Origin of the sequence: Streptomyces sp. NPDC002730, assembly GCF_042888805.1 — a bacterium.
In the GTDB taxonomy this organism is placed as follows: Bacteria; Actinomycetota; Actinomycetes; order Streptomycetales; family Streptomycetaceae; genus Streptomyces.
Genome location: NZ_JBIAQG010000002.1, coordinates 450663 through 470017 on the forward strand (window position 1 = coordinate 450663; position 19355 = coordinate 470017).

A 19355-nucleotide genomic window follows, 5' to 3' on the forward strand; every position below is an offset into this window, starting at 1 on the left:
TTTTCCGGTGACCTGGAATCCGACTCTGATCGTCTCGGTGCCTGCCTCCGTGGCAGGCAGCTGCACCGCAACTGTGGCGCACTCGGTCGCGCAGGCCGTCAGGCCGTCCACTGGTCGAAGGCGAGCTTCGCGACCAGCGAGAAGACGACCACGAGCAGCACTCCACGGACGAACTCGCTGCCCTTCCTGAGCGCCATCCGGGCGCCGAACATGCCGCCCGCCAGGTTGAACACCGCCATCAGCGCGGCCAGTTGCCACATCACCGTGCCCTGGTAGGCGAACATCGCGAGCGCCCCGCCGTTGGTGCAGACGTTGACGATCTTGGCGGTGGCCGAGGCGGTCACCAGGTCGAGATGGAGTACGGCGGTGAGCGCGAGGACCAGGAAGGTGCCGGTGCCGGGCCCGAACAGCCCGTCGTAGAAACCGATCCCGCCGCCGACGAGGACGATCGCGGTGACAGCGCGGGCGCGGGTGACGGGGCCCTTGCCGGTGTCCGCGGCGGTTCCGAAGTTGGGGCGCAGCATCACAAAGGCCGCGACGCCGAGCAGCACCACCATGATCACGGGCCGGAGTACGTCGCTGCTGATGCCGGCCGCGAAGAACGCGCCGCCCATTGAGCCCGCGAGCGCGGCGAGTCCGATCCGTAGCGCCGTCTTCACCTGCACCGGGGCCTTGCGCACATAGGTGACGGCGGCGCCCGAGGTGCCGACGATGGCCACGGCCTTGTTGGTGCCGAGGATCTGAGCGGCCTGGACGTGGGGCAGGCCGAGCAGCAGGGCGGGCAGGAGCAGCAGCCCGCCGCCGCCCACCACCGCGTCGATCCAGCCGGCCGCCGCGGCGGCGAGGCAGAGGAGGACGAGTGTGGTCAGCGATATGTCGGGCATGGTCACGACCCTATGGACGAGATGAGTGCGCCGTCCATCAATCCCGGGAGACTTGAGCGACGCCTGAGGTTCCGGCGCCGGGTGAGTGGTCGGGGGGCGCCCTCACATCCCGGCTCGCGCCGCGCTGAGCGCAGCGTTCCCCGAGGGAAACAGCAGAAGACCTGCCGGGTAACACCGACGCCGCAGGCTGCAGGCATGGAATCGAAGATCGTGGTCATCGGCGGCGGAACGGCGGGCGTGCGGCTTGCGCGACAGCTCGGCGTGCACGGCGTCGACGTCACGGTCCTCGGCGAGGAGCCGCACGCACCGTACAACCGGCTGCTGCTCGCGGAGGTACTCGCCGGGCGCTACGGCCCCGAGGTGATAGCCCTGCCCGAGGCGCCGGTACGGCGCGGTGTGCGGGCGACCGCGATCGACCGGGACCTGCGGCTTGTCCACTGCGCGGACGGCACCTCGGTGGCGTACGAGCGGCTGGTGCTGGCCACCGGGTCCAACCCGGTGCTGCCGCCGCTGCGCGGACTGGCCGGAGAGCTTCCCGACGGTGTGCACCCCTTCCGCACCCTGGACGACTGCGCGGCGCTGTCCGCCGCCGTACGCCCCGGGATCCACGCGGTCGTCGTCGGCGGCGGACTGCTCGGCGTCTCGGCCGCCCGCGCGCTGGCCGCACGCGGTGCCCGGGTGGTGCTGGCCCAGCAGGGCGAGCATCTGATGGAGCGCCATCTGGACGTGTCCGCATCTCAGCTGCTGCGCGGCCACCTCGAGTCACTGGGTGTGGAGGTCCACACGGAGTGCCGGGTGAGGGGCCTGCGCGGTACGGCGGTCGAGCTCGCCGACGGGTATGTCCTCGACTCCGAGCTCGTCGTGCTCGCGTGCGGGGTGCGCCCCCGGATCGGCCTGGCACACGCCGCCGGTCTTGAGGTGCGTCGCGGCATCGTCGTCGACGACGAGCTGCGCACTTCCGACCCGTACATATACGCCATCGGCGACTGCGCCGAGCATGACGGCCAGGTGTACGGCCTGGCGGGTCCGGCCCTGGAACAGGCCGATGTCCTGGCCTCCGTACTGACCTCGGGGCAGGAACTCACCTCGGCGCCGGAACTTACCTCGGCGCCGGAACTTACCTCGGCGCCGGAACTCATCTCGGCGTCGCCCCGGTACACCGGCACCCGCGCCCTCACCCGCCTCACGCTCACCGGGCCGGGACCCGCCACGGCCGGCCCGCTCGATCTCGCCGCCTTCGGCGATCCGACTCCCCGGCCCGGGGACGACGTCGTCCAGCTCGCCGACGCCACCCGGGGCGCGTACCGCAAGGTCGTCGTCCGCGGAGACCGGCTCGTCGGCGGGGTGCTGCTCGGGGATCTCGCCGCGGTCGGCGCGCTCGCCCGGGCCTGGGAGGGCGACGAGGCCCTCCCGGAGAGTGTGCCCCTGCTCCACCTGCTCACCAATGATGGAGGCCTCTGACATGCCTGCGATGTCCACCCCCACGACTCCCACGATCGTGGTCGTCGGCCATGGCATGGTCGGCCAGCGATTCCTCGAGGCTCTCGCCGAGCGCGGCCTGACCGGGCGGGCGCGGATCGTCGTGCTGTGCGAGGAGCCCCGCGCCGCCTACGACCGGGTCCGGCTCAGCTCGTACTTCTCCGGCCAGACGCCCGAGCAACTCTCCCTTGTGGAGGGCGACTTCATGGAGCGCCACGGCATCGAGCTGCATCTCGACGACCCGGCCGAGACCATCGACAGGGAGGCGCGCACGGTCACCTCGCGCGCCGGGCGGACCTTCGCGTACGACACTCTCGTCCTGGCCACCGGCTCGTACCCCTTCGTACCGCCGGTGCCGGGCAAGGACGCCGAGGGCTGCTTCGTCTACCGCACCATCGAGGACCTCCTCGCGATCGAGGAGTACGCCAAGAACTGCACGACCGGCACCGTGGTCGGCGGCGGGCTGCTGGGCCTCGAGGCGGCCGGGGCGCTCAAGGGGCTGGGGCTCGACACGCACATCGTCGAGTTCAATCCGCGGCTGATGGCCATACAGGTGGACGAGGGCGGCGGCGCCGCGCTGCGCCGCACCGTCGAGAACATGGGCCTGATCGTGCACACGGGCGTCGGCGGGAAGGAGATCACGGCGGGCGAGAACGGCGCGGTGACCGCGATGGCGTTGTCGGACGGCTCGTCCATCGACACCGACCTGGTCATCTTCTCGGCCGGCGTGCGGCCCAGGGACCAGCTCGCGCGCGAGAGCGGCCTCACCGTCGGCGAACGCGGCGGCATCACGGTCGACGAGCAGTGCCGTACCAGCGACCCCGCGGTGTACGCGATCGGCGAGTGTGCGCTGGCCGCCGACGGCCGGGTGTACGGGCTGGTCGCGCCCGGATACGAGATGGCGGAGGTGGCCGCTGACGCCATCGCCGGAGAGGCCGGAAAGGCGGGCGGCTTCACGGGCGCCGACACCTCCACCAAGCTCAAGCTGCTGGGCGTGGACGTGGCGTCCTTCGGCGACGCGCAGGGCACGGCCGAGGGCTGCCTGGACGTCGTCTACTCCGACTCCCGCTCCGGCGTCTACAAGAAGCTGGTCATCGGCCGCGAGGGCGAGCTGCTCGGCGGTGTACTGGTCGGTGACGCCGACTCCTACGGCATGCTGCGCCCGCTCACCGGCTCCGTCCCGCCGCTCCCGCCCGAACAGCTCGTGCTGCCGGCCGGGATCGGCGCACCGGCCGCGCTCGGCCCGTCCGCGCTGCCCGACGACGCGGTCATCTGCTCCTGCCACAACGTCACCAAGGGCACGATCCGCGGCGCGGTCACCGAGCACTCCTGCACGACCGTGCCCGAGGTGAAGAAGTGCACCAAGGCCGGTACGGGCTGCGGCAGTTGCGTCAAGGTGCTGGGCCAGCTGGTCAATGCCGAGCTGGAGTCCTCGGGCGTCGAGGTCGACAAGGGCCTGTGCGCCTGCTTCGCCCAGACCCGCCAGGAGCTGTACGAAACCGTGCGCGCGCTGCGCATCACCTCGTACCAGAAGCTCCTCGACGCGCACGGACGCGAGGCGGCCCGCGGCGGCAACGGCTGTGAGATCTGCAAGCCGACGGTCGCCTCGATCATCGCCTCGCTGGCGCCGACGATCGGCGCCGACGGCTATGTGCTGGAGGGCGAGCAGGCCGCGCTGCAGGACACCAACGACCACTTCCTCGCCAATATGCAGAAGAACGGTTCGTACTCGATCGTGCCGCGTATCCCGGGCGGCGAGATCACTCCCGAGAAGCTGATCGTGATCGGCGAGGTGGCCCGCGACTACGGGCTCTACACGAAGATCACGGGCGGCCAGCGGATCGACCTGTTCGGCGCGCGCGTCGATCAACTGCCGTTGATCTGGGCGCGGCTGGTGGACGCGGGCTTCGAGTCCGGGCATGCGTACGGCAAGGCGCTGCGCACCGTGAAGTCCTGTGTGGGCCAGACCTGGTGCCGTTACGGCGTGCAGGACTCGGTCCGGATGGCCATCGATCTGGAGCTGCGCTACCGGGGCCTGCGCTCCCCGCACAAGCTGAAGTCGGCGGTCTCCGGCTGTCAGCGCGAGTGCGCGGAGGCGCAGAGCAAGGACTTCGGCGTCATCGCCACGGCCAACGGCTGGAACCTGTATGTCGGCGGCAATGGCGGCGCGACCCCGCGCCACGCCGATCTGCTCGCGCAGGATCTCTCCGACGCGGAACTGGTCCGGCTCATCGACCGGTTCCTGATGTTCTACATCCGTACCGCCGACCGGCTGGAGCGCACCTCGACCTGGCTGGAGCGGATCGAGGGCGGCCTCGATCACGTACGGGATGTGGTCGTCCATGACTCACTGGGCATCTGCGCGGAACTCGAATCGCTGATGGCGGACCATGTCGCGGGCTACCGCGACGAGTGGTCCGAGACCATCAACGACCCGGAGCGGCTGCGCCGCTTCGTCTCCTTCGTGAACGCGCCCGAAGTCCCGGACCCGACGGTGAAGTTCGTGCCCGAGCGCGACCAGGTCAAGCCCGATCTGCCGCTGCTGACCATCCGCCCGCTGGAAGTCCTGGAAGGAACCGCCACCCGATGACGATCGCACCCGAGCAGACCGCCCCCGTAGAGACGGAAACACAGGTCCAGCTCCGCCTGGGCCAGGAGTGGCTCGCGCTCTGCGCGCTGTCCCTGCTCACACCGGGCCGCGGGGTCGCGGCCCTGCTGCCGGACGGCCGCCAGGCCGCGGTCTTCCTGGACCGCGAGGGCACTCCGTACGCCATCGACAACCAGGACCCCTTCGCCGGGGCCCAGGTCCTCTCCCGGGGCCTCGTCGGCTCGTCCTCCGGCGGCCCCTTCGTCGCGTCGCCGCTGCTCAAGCAGCGCTTCGACCTGGCGACCGGGCGCTGTCTGGACGACGATTCGGTCTCGGTGACGGCCTACGAGGTACGGCTGAACTGACCGCGGACTCCGCTCACACGTCGTTGGTCACTGCCCTGACTCCTCGCGACGCGTGAGCGGCCGGCCGGCCGGCGTGGGCCGTGGGGGGCGGCCCGGCCGGTGCGGCCCGACAGTCGTGAATGTCGGCGCCGCGGCGACCATGGGCAGGTGGACACGGCGCAGACCGCGGCAGGCGGCAGCGACGGCTGGGCACGCTACTGGCGCGACCCGGGCCGCCCGCTGGAGGCCATGCACGCGCACTTCTTTCAGCACGTCTGCCACCCGCACAGCCATGACGCGTACTCCTTCGGGATCACCGGGGCGGGCGCCCAGCGCTTCAGCTGCCGGGGTAGCTGCGCACACCAGCGGTCCGGGGCCACTTCCACCGCTGGTTCGTGCGCCGTTTCGGCGTGACCCCGGGCACATACCGTAACGCCGCACCGATCTCACCAGGGCATCCGCATCTACGCGGTCGGCCCCGGCGCGTCCGCCGCCCCATCGGCTGAAGTCCGGGAACCCGACGGGCCGGGCCGTGGCTCCTCGGCCTGACGGTTCGTAGGCTGGGCAGTCAACGTTTCCTAGCGAGGGGCTCAGCCATGGCGGGCTGGAACGCGAGCGACATCCCCGATCAGTCCGGACGCACCGCCGTGGTCACCGGCGCCAACAGCGGCATCGGACTCGTCACGGCCCAGGAGCTGGCCCGCCGCGGCGCGCGCGTGGTTCTCGCGTGCCGCAGCGCGGTCCGGGGCGAGCAGGCCAGGGCCCGCATCCAACGCGAAGTGCCGGACGCGGAGGTGGAGTTCAGGTCGCTGGATCTGGCGGACCTGTCCTCCGTACGGGAGTTCGCGGCCGCGTACCCGTACGAGAACCTCGATCTGCTCATCAACAACGCCGGCGTGATGGCCCTGCCGTACGGGAAGACCGCCGACGGCTTCGAGACGCAGTTCGGCGTCAACCACCTCGGGCACTTCGCGCTGACCGGGCTGCTGCTGCCGAAGCTGCTGGACACGCCGGGCGCGCGCGTGGTGAGCCTGTCCAGCGGGCTGCACGCCATGGCCAACCTCGACATGGGGGATCTCAACAGCGAGCGGCGCTACCGCCGTTGGGTGGCTTATGCCCGTTCCAAGACGGCGAACCTGCTCTTTGTGCACGAGCTGGCGAGGCGGCTGCGCGCCGCCGGGTCCGACGTCGTCGCGGCGGCCGCCCACCCCGGCTACGCCGCCACCAACCTCCAGGCGGCGAGCGCGAGGATGGAGGGCCGCAAGGTCAGGGAACGGATCATGGAGTTCGGCAACCGGATCGCCGCGCAGCCCGCCGAGTCCGGGGCGCTGCCGACGCTGTACGCGGCCACCGCGCCGGGCGTACGGCCCGACTCCTTCACCGGACCGAAGTTCCAGGGCTGGCGGGGCGCGCCCGCACCTTCCCGACGGGCCAAATGGACCCGGAACGATGTGGCGGGCGAGCGGCTGTGGGTGGCGTCCGAGCAGCTCACCGGGGTGACGTACGAGGGACTCAAGCCATGAGCGCTCGCGCGCCGGACGGCGGGTGTGCACCATGGAATATGGCGCCCGCGGCGCCCTTGGGCTGTTTGGCCGAACTTCACATGGACCATTAGATGCCCGAGGCATCTAATGGCGTTCGGCAAGGCGGACTCTCTTCGCTCGCGAGGTCACCATGGCAGAACCACTCGTCTCAGCACCCGTCGACTCAGAACCCGTAGCGTTTCCTCAGGACCGCAGCTGCCCCTACCACCCGCCCACTCCCTACCAGCCACTCCGCGAGGCCCGGCCGCTCTCCCGGGTCTCCCTCTTCGACGGGCGCACCGTCTGGGTGGTCACCGGGCACGCGACGGCGCGCGAGCTGCTGGCCGACCAACGGCTCTCCACCAACCGTGAGAACCGCGCGTTCCCCATGCCCACGGAGCGCTTCGCCCGGCTGCGCGACCGCCGCACAGCGCTGCTCGGCGTCGACGACCCCGAGCACAACGCCCAGCGGCGGATGCTCATCCCCAGCTTCACCCTCAAACGCATCACCGCCCTGCGCCCGCAGATCCAGCAGACCGTGGACCGGCTGCTCGACGCCATGACCGAGCAGGGACCGCCCGCCGAGCTGGTGAGCGCCTTCGCCCTGCCGGTGCCGTCGATGGTGATCTGCGCCCTGCTCGGCGTCCCGTACGCCGACCACGACTTCTTCGAGGCGCAGTCGCGGCGGCTGCTGCGCGGGCCGGCCCCCGCCGACACGGAGGACGCGCGCGACCAGCTGAACGACTACCTCGACGCGCTGATCGACCGGAAGCGGAAGGACCCGGGCGAGGCGCTGCTCGACGACCTCATCCAGCAGCAGCTGCACGCAGGCACCGTGGACCGGCACGAGTTGGTCGGCCTCGCCACGATCCTGCTCGTCGCGGGCCACGAAACCACGGCGAACATGATCTCGCTGGGCACCTTCACCCTGCTCCAGCACCCGGAACAGCTGGCCGAGCTGCGGACGGAGGAGTCGCTGATGCCCACCGCAGTCGAGGAGCTGCTGCGGTTCCTGTCGATCGCCGACGGGATGCTGCGGGTGGCCACGGAGGACATCGAGGTGGCCGGGACGACCATCCGGGCCGACGAGGGCGTCATCTTCTCGACGTCCCTCATCAACCGCGACACCGCCGCCTACCAGGCGCCGGACACGCTCGACTGGCACCGCTCGGCCCGCCACCATGTCGCCTTCGGCTTCGGCATCCACCAGTGCCTGGGACAGAATCTGGCCCGCGCGGAGATGGAGATCGCGCTGCGGACGCTCTTCGACCGGCTGCCAGGACTGCGGCTTGCGGCGCCCGCCGAGACGATCCCCTTCAAACCCGGTGACACGCTCCAGGGGATGGTCGAACTCCCCGTGACCTGGTAGCCGCCATGGGTACCGACCGTACGGACATCGGCATCGCCATCGACAAGGACAGGTGCATCGGGGCGGGTCAGTGCGCGCTGACCGCGCCGGAGGTGTTCACCCAGGACGACGACGGATTCAGCGAGCTGCTGCCGGGCCACGAGGACGGCGCGGGCAGCCCGCTCGTACGGGAGGCGGCCCGGGCGTGCCCGGTGGGGGCGATCCGGCTCTCGCACGGCTGAGACCCGCGCGTCGGGCGGGCGCGATGGGGGCCGGGTCCGCCCGGCAGGCGGTTCGTCCTCAATCGCCGGACGGGCTGGAAGAACAGGCCCGTCCCAGGGCCCCGGGACGAAGTCCGGGGGACGGCGTCGCGACAGGACGCCCAGGTGGTGAACGGCGCGCGCCCGGCGCGCGCCCGGGCGCAACCTTCCCTACCCCCGAGTCGGCGCGCTGGTGGACCGCTGTACGTCACCACTCGTTGACGTGTTGTCAATTCACGACTCCTAGGTTCCCGTACCGCGCCAACTCCGGGGCGTCGACCGGCGCCCCGGAGCAGTCACCACCCTGGAGTGACAGTGGAACGTCGCAACTTCCTACGCGGAGCAGTCATCGGCACGTCCGCCGCCGCCTTCGGCGGCACCCTGATGCGCGGTGCCGCCTACGCCGCCCCGGCCCAGCCCGGCCCGGGGCCCTACGGGGCCCTCGGCGCGGCGGACGCCAATGGCATTCAGCTGCCCAGCGGGTTCAGCAGCCGGGTGATCGCCCGGTCCGGTCAGAACGTCGGCTCGACCTCGTACACGTGGCACAACGCCCCCGACGGCGGTGCCTGCTTCGCGGACGGCTCGGGCTGGATCTATGTCTCCAACTCGGAGATCAACCCGTCCGGCGGCGCGAGCGCGGTGAAGCTCTCCTCGGCCGGCGCGATCACCGGCGCGTACAGAATCCTCTCCAACACCCGCCAGAACTGCGCGGGCGGCAAGACGCCGTGGAACACCTGGCTGTCGTGCGAGGAGGTCAGCCTCGGGTACGTCTACGAGACCGACCCGTACGGCGTGAATGCCGCCGTACGCCGGGACGCCATGGGCAAGTTCAAGCACGAGGCCGCGGCCGCCGACCCGGTGCGCCATGTCGTCTACCTGACCGAGGACGAGACCAACGGCTGCCTCTACCGGTTCATCCCCACCACCTGGGGCAACCTCGCCTCCGGCACGCTCCAGGTGCTCGTCGCGGGCTCCGGCACCTCCGGCTCCTTCACCTGGCAGAACGTGCCCGACCCGGACGGCTCGCCGACCGCGACCCGGAGCCAGGTCTCCGGCGCCAAGCACTTCAACGGCGGCGAGGGCTGTCACTACGCCAATGACACCGTCTGGTTCACGACCAAGGGCGACAACCGGGTCTGGCAGCTCAACCTCGCCAACAGCACCTACGAACTGGCCTACGACGACTCGCTGGTGGTCGGCGGCGGCGCCCCGCTGACCGGCGTGGACAACGTCACCGGCTCGTCCTCCGGCGATCTGTTCGTCGCCGAGGACGGCGGCAACATGGAGATCTGCATCATCACTCCGGACGACGTCGTCGCGGTGTTCCTGCGGATCACCGGCCAGTCCTCGTCCGAGATCACCGGACCGGCGTTCTCACCCGACGGTACCCGGCTGTACTTCTCCAGCCAGCGCGGTACGAGCGGCTCCTCGTCGGGCGGCATCACCTACGAGGTGACGGGACCGTTCCGGGCGTAGCCCGCGGCCTCCGCAGTGGCGCCGCCCCGCAACAGGGCGGCGCCCAGCGGAGTGACGGTGTGCAGGACGGCGTTGCCGTGGCGCAGCGTCACCACCAGGCCCGCCTCCCGCAGGACGGCCGCGTGCTGGCTCGCGGAGGCGAGGGACACCCCTGCCCGGCGGGCCAGTTCGCTGGTCGTACAGCCGAAGCGGATGGCCTGCAGGACGGCGGAACGGGTGTGGCCGACGAGCTTGCCCAGCGAGGGGCCGCCGGCCTCGCTGAAGGCCGGCCCGCTGCTGTGGGCGGCCGGATAGACGAGGACGGGCGGGAGCGCGGCGTCGCGGTAGACCACCGGTGTGCCGCGGCAGAAGAACGACGGCTGGAGCAGCAACCCCCGCCCGCCCAGGTGCAGTTCGCGCGTGACGGGATAGTCGGCCTCCAGGACGGGCGGCCGCCAGCGCAGCACCGGCGGCAGTGACGCGAGCAGTTCGTCCGCGCCGCCGTCGAGCAGCGCGCGGCCGCGCACGGCACGGTCCGCCTCCACCCTGGCCTGGATATGCGGCCAGTACGGCTCCACGGCCGCCCGGTGATAGCCCCGCAGCGCCCCCACGAGCCGTGCCAGCGGCTCGGGCCTGCCCTCGGCGAGCGCGACGAGCCGGCCGGGCAGCACGGGCACGGTGGCGCGGTCGGCGGCGGCCAGGGCGAGTTCGGTGTGCAGGCGCGCGGCCGGGGTGGCACGCAGCGCCTCCAGGCCCGCGTCCAGCCCGCCCTGCCCTTCGGGAGGCGTCAGGAAGTCCGGGAAATAACCCCGCGGCGGAACCAGCGCGGCAAGCAGGCGTGTTTCACCATTCAACCGGGCGCGGGTCTCCGAGCGCCATTCTCCGAAGACGAGCGCGCCGCGCCGATCCCGCAATCGGTGAAAGCTGAGAATCGTTTCCCACAAAGCATCCGGTCTGGCCCCCATCCGCACTCTGGCTAGGTCGTCCCCAGTGAAATGGATACGAAGCACCGAACCCCCACCTGTTGCATCCGCAATCGCCCCGATCACTGAGTATGCATGCCATCACAGGACGTTACCACGGTGTTTCAGCCACAGTTGAAACGCCTCGCGGGGGGTGGGTGCCAACCGAAAGGCTGTACGACGTCGGGCATGAACCTTCCGTCTCCGATGTGACGTTGCGAAGGCCGTGGGGGGCTTTGGAACGTCCGGCGGCGGGTGACGGAAGGTGCGGCTCCGTGTCCGGCACGGGTAATGGGGCGCGGCCCGCGGATGGGGATCCGCGGGCCGCGCTCCGCCCGTTTTTTTGCGCCCCGAATTTGGCAGAAATTCGATTGCGGTTCAACGTCCATGATTCAACAGGGAATCGGGCCGGGCCGAAAAGGGAAACAGAACGGCACAGGGATGAACACGTGGAAGGGGCGGGCGCCCCGCACAAGGCGCCCGCCCCTTCCCTTTCGGTGTTCCGGAGCCGCTACCGGGTCGGTGAGGGTCGACCGACTGGGGGCAGGCCCCCAGACCCCGGCGCCGGCTCCGGTGACTCAGCGGGAGTCGCTGCCCTTCGACTCGGCCGCCGCCCGGCCGGCCTCGAGGCGCGCCACCGGGATACGGAACGGCGAGCAGGACACGTAGTCCAGACCCACCTCGTGGAAGAAGTGCACCGACTCCGGGTCGCCGCCGTGCTCGCCGCAGACGCCCAGCTTGAGGTCGGGGCGGGTGGCCCGGCCGGCCTCGACAGCGCTGCGCACGAGCGAGCCGACGCCGTCCTTGTCGATCGTCTCGAACGGGGAGACCCCGAAGATGCCCTTCTCCAGGTACGCGGTGAAGAAGCTCGCCTCGACGTCGTCGCGGGAGAAGCCCCACACGGTCTGGGTGAGGTCGTTCGTACCGAACGAGAAGAACTGGGCGGCCTCGGCGATCTGACCGGCGGTCAGCGCGGCGCGCGGCAGCTCGATCATCGTGCCGATGGTCAGCTTGAGGTCGGTGCCGGTCGCGGCCTGCACCTCGGCGATGACCCGGTCGGCCTCCTCACGGACGATCTCCAGCTCCTGGACGGTGCCCACCAGCGGGATCATGATCTCCGGACGCGGGTCGCCCTTGGCGTTCTTGCGCTCGGCCGCGGCCTCGGCGATCGCCCGTACCTGCATGGCGAACAGACCGGGGATGACCAGACCGAGGCGTACACCGCGCAGGCCCAGCATCGGGTTCTGCTCGTGGAGCTTGTGCACGGCCTGGAGGAGGCGGAGGTCGTTCTCGTTGGCGTCCTTGCGGGCCTCGGCGAGGGCGACACGTACCGACAGCTCGGTGATGTCGGGCAGGAACTCGTGCAGCGGCGGGTCGAGCAGCCGGACGGTGACGGGCAGCCCGTCCATCGCCTCGAACAGCTCGATGAAGTCCTTCTTCTGCAGCGGCAGCAGGGCGCCCAGCGCCTGCTCGCGCTCGTCGTCGGTGTCCGCGAGGATCAGCTTCTCGACCATCTCGCGGCGCTCACCGAGGAACATGTGCTCGGTGCGGCACAGGCCGATGCCCTGCGCGCCGAACCGCCGTGCGCGCAGCGCGTCCTCGGCGTTGTCGGCGTTGGCCCGTACGCGAAGGCGGCGTACTCGGTCCGCGTACGCCATGATCCGGTGCACGGCGGCGACCAGCTCGTCGGCGTCGTCGGCGCCCGCGTGCATCCGGCCCTCGAAGTACTCGACGACCGGGGACGGCACGACCGGCACCTCACCGAGGTACACCTTGCCGGTGGAGCCGTCGATGGAGACGACGTCACCCTCCTCGATGACGGTCTCACCGACCGTCAGCCGACGTCGCTTGGTGTCGACCTCGAGGTCCTCGGCGCCGCAGACACAGGTCTTGCCCATGCCGCGGGCGACGACGGCGGCGTGCGAGGTCTTGCCGCCGCGCGAGGTCAGGATGCCCTCGGCAGCGATCATGCCGTCGAGGTCGTCGGGGTTGGTCTCACGGCGGATGAGGATGACCTTCTCGCCGGAACGCGACCACTTGACCGCCGTGTACGAGTCGAAGACGGCCTTGCCGACGGCCGCGCCCGGGGATGCGGCGATACCGCGGCCGAGCAGCTCGGTCTTCGCCTGGTCGTCGAAGCGCGGGAACATCAGCTGCGCGAGCTGCGCGCCGTTGACGCGCTGGAGCGCCTCGGCCTCGTCGATGAGGCCCTGGTCGACGAGCTGGGTGGCGATACGGAAGGCCGCGCCCGCGGTCCGCTTGCCGACGCGGGTCTGGAGCATCCACAGCTGGCCGCGCTCAATGGTGAACTCGATGTCGCACAGGTCCTTGTAGTGCGTCTCGAGGGTCTCCATGATCTGCATCAACTGGTCGTACGACTTCTTGTCGATGTTCTCCAGATCGGCGAGCGGCACCGTGTTGCGGATGCCGGCGACGACGTCCTCGCCCTGCGCGTTCTGAAGGTAGTCGCCGTAGACGCCCTGGTGGCCGCTGGCGGGGTCGCGGGTGAAGGCGACGCCGGTGCCGGAGTCGGGGCCGAGGTTGCCGAAGACCATGGAACAGATGTTGACGGCCGTGCCGAGGTCGCCGGGGATGCGCTCCTGGCGGCGGTAGAGCTTGGCGCGGTCGGTGTTCCAGGACTCGAAGACGGAGCGGATCGCGAGATCCATCTGCTCGCGCGGGTCCTGCGGGAAGTCGCGGCCCGCGTCGCGGGAGACGATCTTCTTGAACTGCTTGACCAGCTTCTTCAGATCGGCGGCGTCGAGGTCGGTGTCGACGGTGACCTTCTTGGCGTGCTTGGCCTCCTCGAGCGCCTCCTCGAAGAGTTCGCCGTCGACGCCCAGCACCGTCTTGCCGAACATCTGGATCAGGCGGCGGTAGGAGTCCCAGGCGAAGCGCTCGTCGCCCGACTGCTGCGCGAGCCCGGCCACCGACACGTCGGAGAGGCCGATGTTGAGGACGGTGTCCATCATGCCGGGCATCGAGAACTTCGCGCCCGAACGTACGGATACCAGAAGGGGGTTGTCGGCCTGGCCGAGCTTCTTGCCCATCGACTGCTCGAGGGCGTCGAGGTGGGCGCTCACCTCGTCGCGCAGCGCGGCGGGCTCGGTGCCGCTGTCGAGGTAGACCTTGCACGCCTCGGTGGTGATCGTGAAGCCCGGAGGGACGGGCAGCCCGAGGTTGGTCATCTCGGCGAGGTTCGCACCTTTGCCGCCGAGCAGGTCCTTCAGGTCCCTGTTGCCCTCGGTGAAGTCGTAGACGAACTTCTGATCTTTGTTTTCCGACACGGGTCTCGACTCCTCGAGGACTCGGTGGCTGCCCTGACGGCGAGGAACATACCCAGATCGAAGGCGTCTGGGTACGTCCACTTGGCGGTCATACGGCCGTAACCACTCGTCCGCCACCAGATCGAAAGTAACTGATGGGTAGTCCGGTCGGGAGCCTGCGTTCAAAATCTGAACACATCAGCACGTACAGCGATGTGAATCACGCCTTCGGTTACACATCGCGATGATTCGATAGATCAATTGAATACTGAAAGGGTGGCACTTAGTGCCACCCCTCCGAGAGATGCAGTCGCCGTCAATTCGCTCATCTGAGCGCCACCCCTATCAAGGGTGGCGAGAATCACGCGGCCGACGAGCCTCCGGTCCCATCATCCGGACCCGCGTAACACGCCGCAACACAGCGGCTCAGCACATCGAGATCCACGTCCTCCAGGCTCTCGGCGAAGACCCGGCCCGCCGACGCGGGCACCGGCAGCAACGACGGCACCACCAGCACCGCACACCCCGCGGCCTCCGCGGAGTTGCTGCCGTCCGGCGAGTCCTCCACCGCCACACATGCCCTGGGCAGGGCCCCGAACCGGTCCGCGGCCGCCCGATAGGGATCCGGATGCGGCTTCGTCCGTACCGTGTCGTCGGCCGACAGCGTGAAGGAGAACCGCACGTCGGCCAGCGCTCCACCGACCACCGAATCGACGACGACCCGCGGCGAGGCACTCACCAGGGCGAACGGAACCTGCCGCTGCTCCAGTTCGGCCAGCAGCCGCCGTACGCCGGGACGCAGCGGGGCGCCCGCCTCGACCCGCTGGAAGAACCCTTCGGTCAGCGCCTGTGCCACCGCCGAAGCAGTGGAGGTGGCACTGCGGGCCACCTCTGTGGTCCGTATCAGATGAGCGGCGGTGTCCTCGACGGCCCGGCCCACCACCTCCGGCGCGTCCGCGTCGGACAGCCGGTGGCCGAGCGAGGCGGCGACCTCCTCGGTCGCCTCCCACCACAGCACCTCGGTGTCGACGAGCGTGCCGTCCATGTCGAAGAGGACGGCCGCGGGCGCGGTCATGGCCACGCTCACCGCGCCGGTACGACGAGGACGGGCCGCTGCGCCAGTCCGACCGCCGCCCGCCCGCCGGGCACCAGCGCGCCCGCGTCCCGCGATGCCAGATCGGCCTTGACCGAGCTGCCGTCCGGCAGGTCCAGCAGTACGCGAGTGACCGAGCCGAGGAAGGACGCGGAGACGACCGTGGCCTCGCCGTCCGGGTCGGCGGTGACGGTGACGTTCTCCGGGCGTACGAGCACCTCGACCTCGGAGGTCTCCGGAGCGTCGCCGTCCACGGGCAGCCTGCTGCCCACCACTTCGACCAGGCCGTCGTCCGCCATCCGGCCCGGCAGCCGGTTCATGGTCCCGACGAACTCGGCGACGAACGGCGTCGCGGGCCGCTCGTACAGCTCCGCGGGCGGCGCGCACTGCTCCAGCTTCCCGGCGTTGAGGACGGCGACCCGGTCCGCCAAGGACAGGGCCTCCTCCTGGTCGTGCGTGACGAAGATCGTGGTGATCCCGAGGGAGAGTTGCAGCCGTCGGATCTCCTCGCGCAGGCTGAGCCGCACCTTGGCGTCGAGCGCGGACAGCGGCTCGTCCAGCAGCAGTACGCGCGGCTCCAGGGCCAGCGCCCTGGCCAGGGCGACGCGCTGCTGCTGGCCACCGGACATCTGGTGGGGGTAGCGGTCGCCGTGTTCGGGCAGGCCGACCAGGGCCAGGAGTTCGGCCGCGCGGGCGTTGCGCTTGGCGGCCGGCATCTTGCGGACCCGCAGCCCGAAGGCGACGTTGTCGCGGGCGCTGAGGTTGGGGAAGAGGCTGTACGACTGGAAGACCATGCCCGCGTCCCGGCGGTTGGCCGGCACCCGGGTGATGTCCTCGCCGTCGACCAGCACCTCGCCCGCGTCCGGCTCTTCGAAGCCCGCGACGACGCGCAGGGCGGTGGTCTTGCCGCAGCCCGAGGGTCCGAGCAGGGCGATCAGCTCACCCGGCTCGACGGTCAGGTCGAGCCCGTCGAGGGCGACGGTGGAGCCGAAGGCCCGGCGCAGACCGCGGAATTCGACCCGGGCGCCGGTCGCGGCGGACGCCTCGGTCCGCTGCGCGACGGCAGTTGCTGTGCTTGCAGACATGGGTTAGTGGTCCTTGTTGGAGGAGGGCGCGGCGGCCACGGTGGCGGCGCTCTTCGCGGGCCGGGTGCCGTTCCCCGCGCGGGAGAGGAGCAGCAGCAGCGCCCAGGTGATCAGAAGACTGAGGACGGACACGGCCACCGACATCCGTGCCTGCGCTCCGGAGACCGTGACGATCCACACCGCGAAGGGCTGGTAGCCGAGCAGCGCGGCGATGGTGAACTCGCCGAGCACCAGCGCCAAGGTGAGGAAGGCGGCCCCGGCGAGCGCGGTGCGCAGATTGGGCAGGATGACCCGGAGGATGACGTACGCCCAGCTCGCACCGCAGTTGCGGGCGGCCTCCACGAGCGTCGGTACGTCGATGGCGCGCAGTCCCGCGTCGAGGGAGCGGTACACGAACGGCAACGCCAGCACCGTGTACGCGAGGACAAGCACGAGCGGGAAGTTCTCGTCCTGGACCGCCATGAAGGTCTGGTAGAGCGGTGTACGGGACAGATGATCCGGTCCCCAGCGCAACACCGTGGTGATCCCGGTGACCAGCGCGATCGGCGGCACCACCAGCGGCAGCATGCACACGACTTCGACGACCGGCCGCAGCCGTGGCGCCCCCAGCCGCACGGCGACCAGCGCGGGCACGGCCAGCAGCAGAACGAGCGCGATGGTCGCGGCGGCGAGGCCGAGCGAGAGCAGCAGGCTGTCGGTGAATCCCTCCGCGCCGAGAATCCCGGTGTACGCCTCGAAGGAGACGCCCCGGCCCGGAGTGTGCACCGTGAAGACGACCGACGCGAGGAGCGGAAGGAGGAAATAGAGCCCGGCCAGGCCCAGGACGAGCCCGCGCCAGACGCGCGGCCGGCGGCGGTGCCTGCGGACCCCGGCCTTCTCGGGTGCGGGACGGGTCTCGGCCGGTGCGGCCTGGGCGGTGGGTGTCAGCGCAGCCATCGGGCACTCCGTCGCTGGAGGGGCAGATAGACCGCCATGACCAGGCCGGCGATCACGATCATGTCGAGGCTCAGAGCGAGCGCCACATTCTCCTGGCCGACCAGCACATTGCCGGACAGCGCGTCCGCGATCTTCAAGGTGACCAGCGGTACGGAGCCGCCGACCAGAGCCGCGGCGGTGGCATGCGCGGCGAACGCGCTGCCGAAGAGCAGGACGAAGCCGCCCAGCAGGGACGGCGCGAGGACCGGCAGCCCGACCAGCCGCCAGAACTGCCATCCGGTCGCCCCGGTGTTCTGCGCGGCCTCCCGCCACTGGGGACGCAGTCCGTCCAGCGCCGGGATGATCACGAGCACCATGAGCGGCGTCAGAAAGTAGAGATAGACGACAGCGAGCCCTGTGAAGGAGTAGAGGTTCCAGCCGAGACTCTCGAGGTCCGCGAGCCGGGTGACCACGCCGGAGATGCCTGCGGTCGCGATGAACGCGAAGGCGAGCGGCACACCGCCGAAGTTGGCGAGGACGCCGGAGGCCGTGAGGGCAGCGCTGCGCAGCCAGGTGCGCCGGGAGATCACGACGGCCTGCGCGATCAGCAACCCGGCGACCGACCCGATCACCGCGGTGAGCGCGGAGAGCTGGACGCTGCCGACGAGGGAGCCGAGGTAGGGCCCCTGCAGCGAGCGCTGCAGATGCTCACCGGTCATCCGGGTGGCGCCGGTCGCCGGGTCGGTGCCCGTGACCGCTCCGTACAGCAGCGCGGCGACCGGGAGACCGAAGCACAGGCCGGTGAAGACGAGCAGCGGAAGTGTGGCGAGCCAGGTGCGGGGGCCGCGCCGCCGGCGGCGGGTTCCGCCGGCGGGCCCGGTGCGGGACGGGGAGGGTACGGGCATCAGGAGAGGGCCTTGTCCCAGTTCTCGGCGAGGGCGGCCTTGGCCTTGTCGAGCTCCGCGGAGGACGGGAAGGACGGGGTGCCCTGGACCTTGGGGAGCTTGGCGACGGAGCCCTTGTCGGCGCTGCCGTCCGCGGTCATGGCCGGCAGCAGTACCGGCCGGGCGTACCCCTTCAGCCAGAGGTTCTGGCCCTCGGCGCTGTAGAGGAACTCCATCCACAGGCGGGCGGCCGCCGGGTTGGGAGCCTGCTTGTTGATCGCCTGCGAGTAGAACTGGGCGTAGACGCCGTCGCTCGGTACGGAGACCTTCCAGTCGACGCCCTTGCCGCGGAACTGGTCGGCGTAACCGGCGTTGAGGTAGTCCCAGTCGATGCTGATGGGCGTCTCGCCCTTCTCGACCGTGGCCGGGGTGGACTCGACGGGGATGAAGTTGCCGCTCTTCTTCAGCTTGGCGAAGTAGTCGATGCCCGGCTGGATGTCCGCGAAGGAGCCCTTGTTGGCGAGGGCTGCCGCGTAGACGCCGCCGAAGGCGGAGCCGGACTTGGTCGGGTTGCCGTTCAGCGCGACCTTGCCCTTGTACTCGGGCTTGAGCAGGTCCGCGAAGGTCTGCGGGCAGGTCTTGATCCGCTTGGCGTCGCAGCCGATGGAGACATAGCCGCCGTAGTCGTTGTACCAGCGGGCTTCGGTGTCCTTCTGGCCTGCGGGGATCTTGTCGAAGGCCTCGACCTTGTACGGGGCGAACAGGCCCTCGGCGGCGCCGCTGCGGGCGAAGGCGATGCCCAGGTCGAGGACGTCGGGGGCGCGCTTCTGGCCCTTGCGGGCCTTGACGGCGGCGATCTCGTCGGCGCTGGCGGCATCCGGGTTCTCGCTGTTGACCTTGATCTTGTACTTGGCCTCGTAGGCCTTGATCAGCTCGCCGTAGTTCGCCCAGTCCGCCGGGAGGGCGATGACATTCAGCTTGCCCTCCTTCTCGGCGGCTGCGACGAGCGCCTTCATTCCGCCGATCTCGGCGGCCGAGGTACTGGCGTTCGCCTTCACCGCGGCACCGGCGGCAGCGCCGTCGGGCGCGGCACCGCAGGCGGTGAGGGTGGTGAGCGCGGCAGCGCCGAGCAGGGCGGTAGCGCCGAGACGGGAAGGTCTGAACACGGTCTCTCCCAGAGACGAAGTGAAGGACACTGATGGACACTGCAAGCACTTGTCTGAACAAGCTGGGTTCAGTTCGCCCGGAGGAGCTGTCCGGATCATGAACG

At 70.3% G+C, this 19355-nt stretch carries 16 protein-coding genes; 8 read left to right on the forward strand and 8 right to left on the reverse strand.

Annotated features, from left to right (window positions below; translation table 11 throughout):
• Positions 1 to 98: 98 nt before the first annotated feature.
• Positions 99 to 884 carry a sulfite exporter TauE/SafE family protein gene (locus ACFYXH_RS06950; RefSeq protein WP_389561087.1) on the reverse strand — a complete coding sequence of 262 codons (786 nt, stop codon included), beginning with the start codon at positions 882 to 884 and terminating at the stop codon, positions 99 to 101.
• Between the two features lie 195 nt (positions 885 to 1079).
• On the opposite strand from ACFYXH_RS06950, the gene ACFYXH_RS06955 reads away from it, so the two are divergent.
• The 8 genes from ACFYXH_RS06955 (at position 1080) to ACFYXH_RS06990 (ending at position 9901) form a co-directional block, all read left to right on the forward strand.
• Entirely contained in the window at positions 1080 to 2345 is a 1266-nt protein-coding gene (locus ACFYXH_RS06955; RefSeq protein WP_389561088.1) for an NAD(P)/FAD-dependent oxidoreductase, read from the forward strand.
• A gap of 1 nt (position 2346) precedes the next feature.
• Positions 2347 to 4953 carry a nitrite reductase large subunit NirB gene (gene nirB / locus ACFYXH_RS06960; RefSeq protein ID WP_389561089.1) on the forward strand — a complete coding sequence of 869 codons (2607 nt, stop codon included), beginning with the start codon at positions 2347 to 2349 and terminating at the stop codon, positions 4951 to 4953.
• Entirely contained in the window at positions 4950 to 5315 is a 366-nt protein-coding gene (gene nirD, locus ACFYXH_RS06965; RefSeq protein ID WP_389561090.1) for a nitrite reductase small subunit NirD, read from the forward strand. The genes nirB and nirD overlap by 4 nt, the downstream gene beginning before the upstream one ends.
• Positions 5316 to 5462: 147 nt before the next feature.
• The gene (locus ACFYXH_RS06970) at positions 5463 to 5708 is read left to right on the forward strand and encodes an AraC family ligand binding domain-containing protein (protein ID WP_389561091.1); all 246 of its coding nucleotides are present in this window, start codon (positions 5463 to 5465) and stop codon (positions 5706 to 5708) included.
• Positions 5709 to 5890: 182 nt separating this feature from the next.
• On the forward strand, positions 5891 to 6817 hold the full coding sequence (locus ACFYXH_RS06975) for an oxidoreductase (protein ID WP_389561092.1): 927 nt from the start codon (positions 5891 to 5893) through the stop codon (positions 6815 to 6817).
• Between the two features lie 151 nt (positions 6818 to 6968).
• Complete coding sequence (locus ACFYXH_RS06980; protein ID WP_389561093.1) at positions 6969 to 8186, forward strand: cytochrome P450; 1218 nt, start codon at positions 6969 to 6971, stop codon at positions 8184 to 8186.
• 26 nt (positions 8187 to 8212) lie between these two features.
• On the forward strand, positions 8213 to 8407 hold the full coding sequence (locus ACFYXH_RS06985; RefSeq protein ID WP_389561296.1) for a ferredoxin: 195 nt from the start codon (positions 8213 to 8215) through the stop codon (positions 8405 to 8407).
• Positions 8408 to 8740: 333 nt separating this feature from the next.
• Positions 8741 to 9901, forward strand: coding sequence for an alkaline phosphatase PhoX (locus ACFYXH_RS06990; protein WP_389561297.1), 1161 nt, complete (start codon positions 8741 to 8743; stop codon positions 9899 to 9901).
• On the opposite strand, the gene ACFYXH_RS06995 is transcribed toward ACFYXH_RS06990, so the two are convergent.
• The 7 genes from ACFYXH_RS06995 to ACFYXH_RS07025 all read right to left on the reverse strand — a co-directional run bounded on the left by ACFYXH_RS06995 (position 9871) and on the right by ACFYXH_RS07025 (position 19251).
• Positions 9871 to 10890, reverse strand: coding sequence for an ArsR/SmtB family transcription factor (locus tag ACFYXH_RS06995; protein WP_389561094.1), 1020 nt, complete (start codon positions 10888 to 10890; stop codon positions 9871 to 9873). The genes ACFYXH_RS06990 and ACFYXH_RS06995 overlap by 31 nt on opposite strands.
• A gap of 530 nt (positions 10891 to 11420) precedes the next feature.
• On the reverse strand, positions 11421 to 14129 hold the full coding sequence (gene ppdK, locus ACFYXH_RS07000) for a pyruvate, phosphate dikinase (protein WP_389561095.1): 2709 nt from the start codon (positions 14127 to 14129) through the stop codon (positions 11421 to 11423).
• A gap of 340 nt (positions 14130 to 14469) precedes the next feature.
• Positions 14470 to 15183 carry an HAD family hydrolase gene (locus ACFYXH_RS07005; RefSeq protein ID WP_389561096.1) on the reverse strand — a complete coding sequence of 238 codons (714 nt, stop codon included), beginning with the start codon at positions 15181 to 15183 and terminating at the stop codon, positions 14470 to 14472.
• An 8-nt stretch (positions 15184 to 15191) separates the two neighbouring features.
• Positions 15192 to 16286 (reverse strand): ABC transporter ATP-binding protein, encoded by a 1095-nt coding sequence (locus ACFYXH_RS07010; protein WP_389561097.1) that lies wholly within the window; start codon positions 16284 to 16286, stop codon positions 15192 to 15194.
• A gap of 3 nt (positions 16287 to 16289) precedes the next feature.
• On the reverse strand, positions 16290 to 17222 hold the full coding sequence (locus ACFYXH_RS07015; RefSeq protein WP_389561098.1) for an ABC transporter permease: 933 nt from the start codon (positions 17220 to 17222) through the stop codon (positions 16290 to 16292).
• Positions 17210 to 18106 (reverse strand): ABC transporter permease, encoded by an 897-nt coding sequence (locus ACFYXH_RS07020; protein ID WP_389561099.1) that lies wholly within the window; start codon positions 18104 to 18106, stop codon positions 17210 to 17212. Before ACFYXH_RS07020 ends, ACFYXH_RS07015 begins: the two co-directional genes overlap by 13 nt.
• Complete coding sequence (locus ACFYXH_RS07025) at positions 18106 to 19251, reverse strand: ABC transporter substrate-binding protein (RefSeq protein ID WP_389561100.1); 1146 nt, start codon at positions 19249 to 19251, stop codon at positions 18106 to 18108. The genes ACFYXH_RS07020 and ACFYXH_RS07025 overlap by 1 nt, the downstream gene beginning before the upstream one ends.
• Between the last annotated feature and the right edge of the window lie 104 nt (positions 19252 to 19355).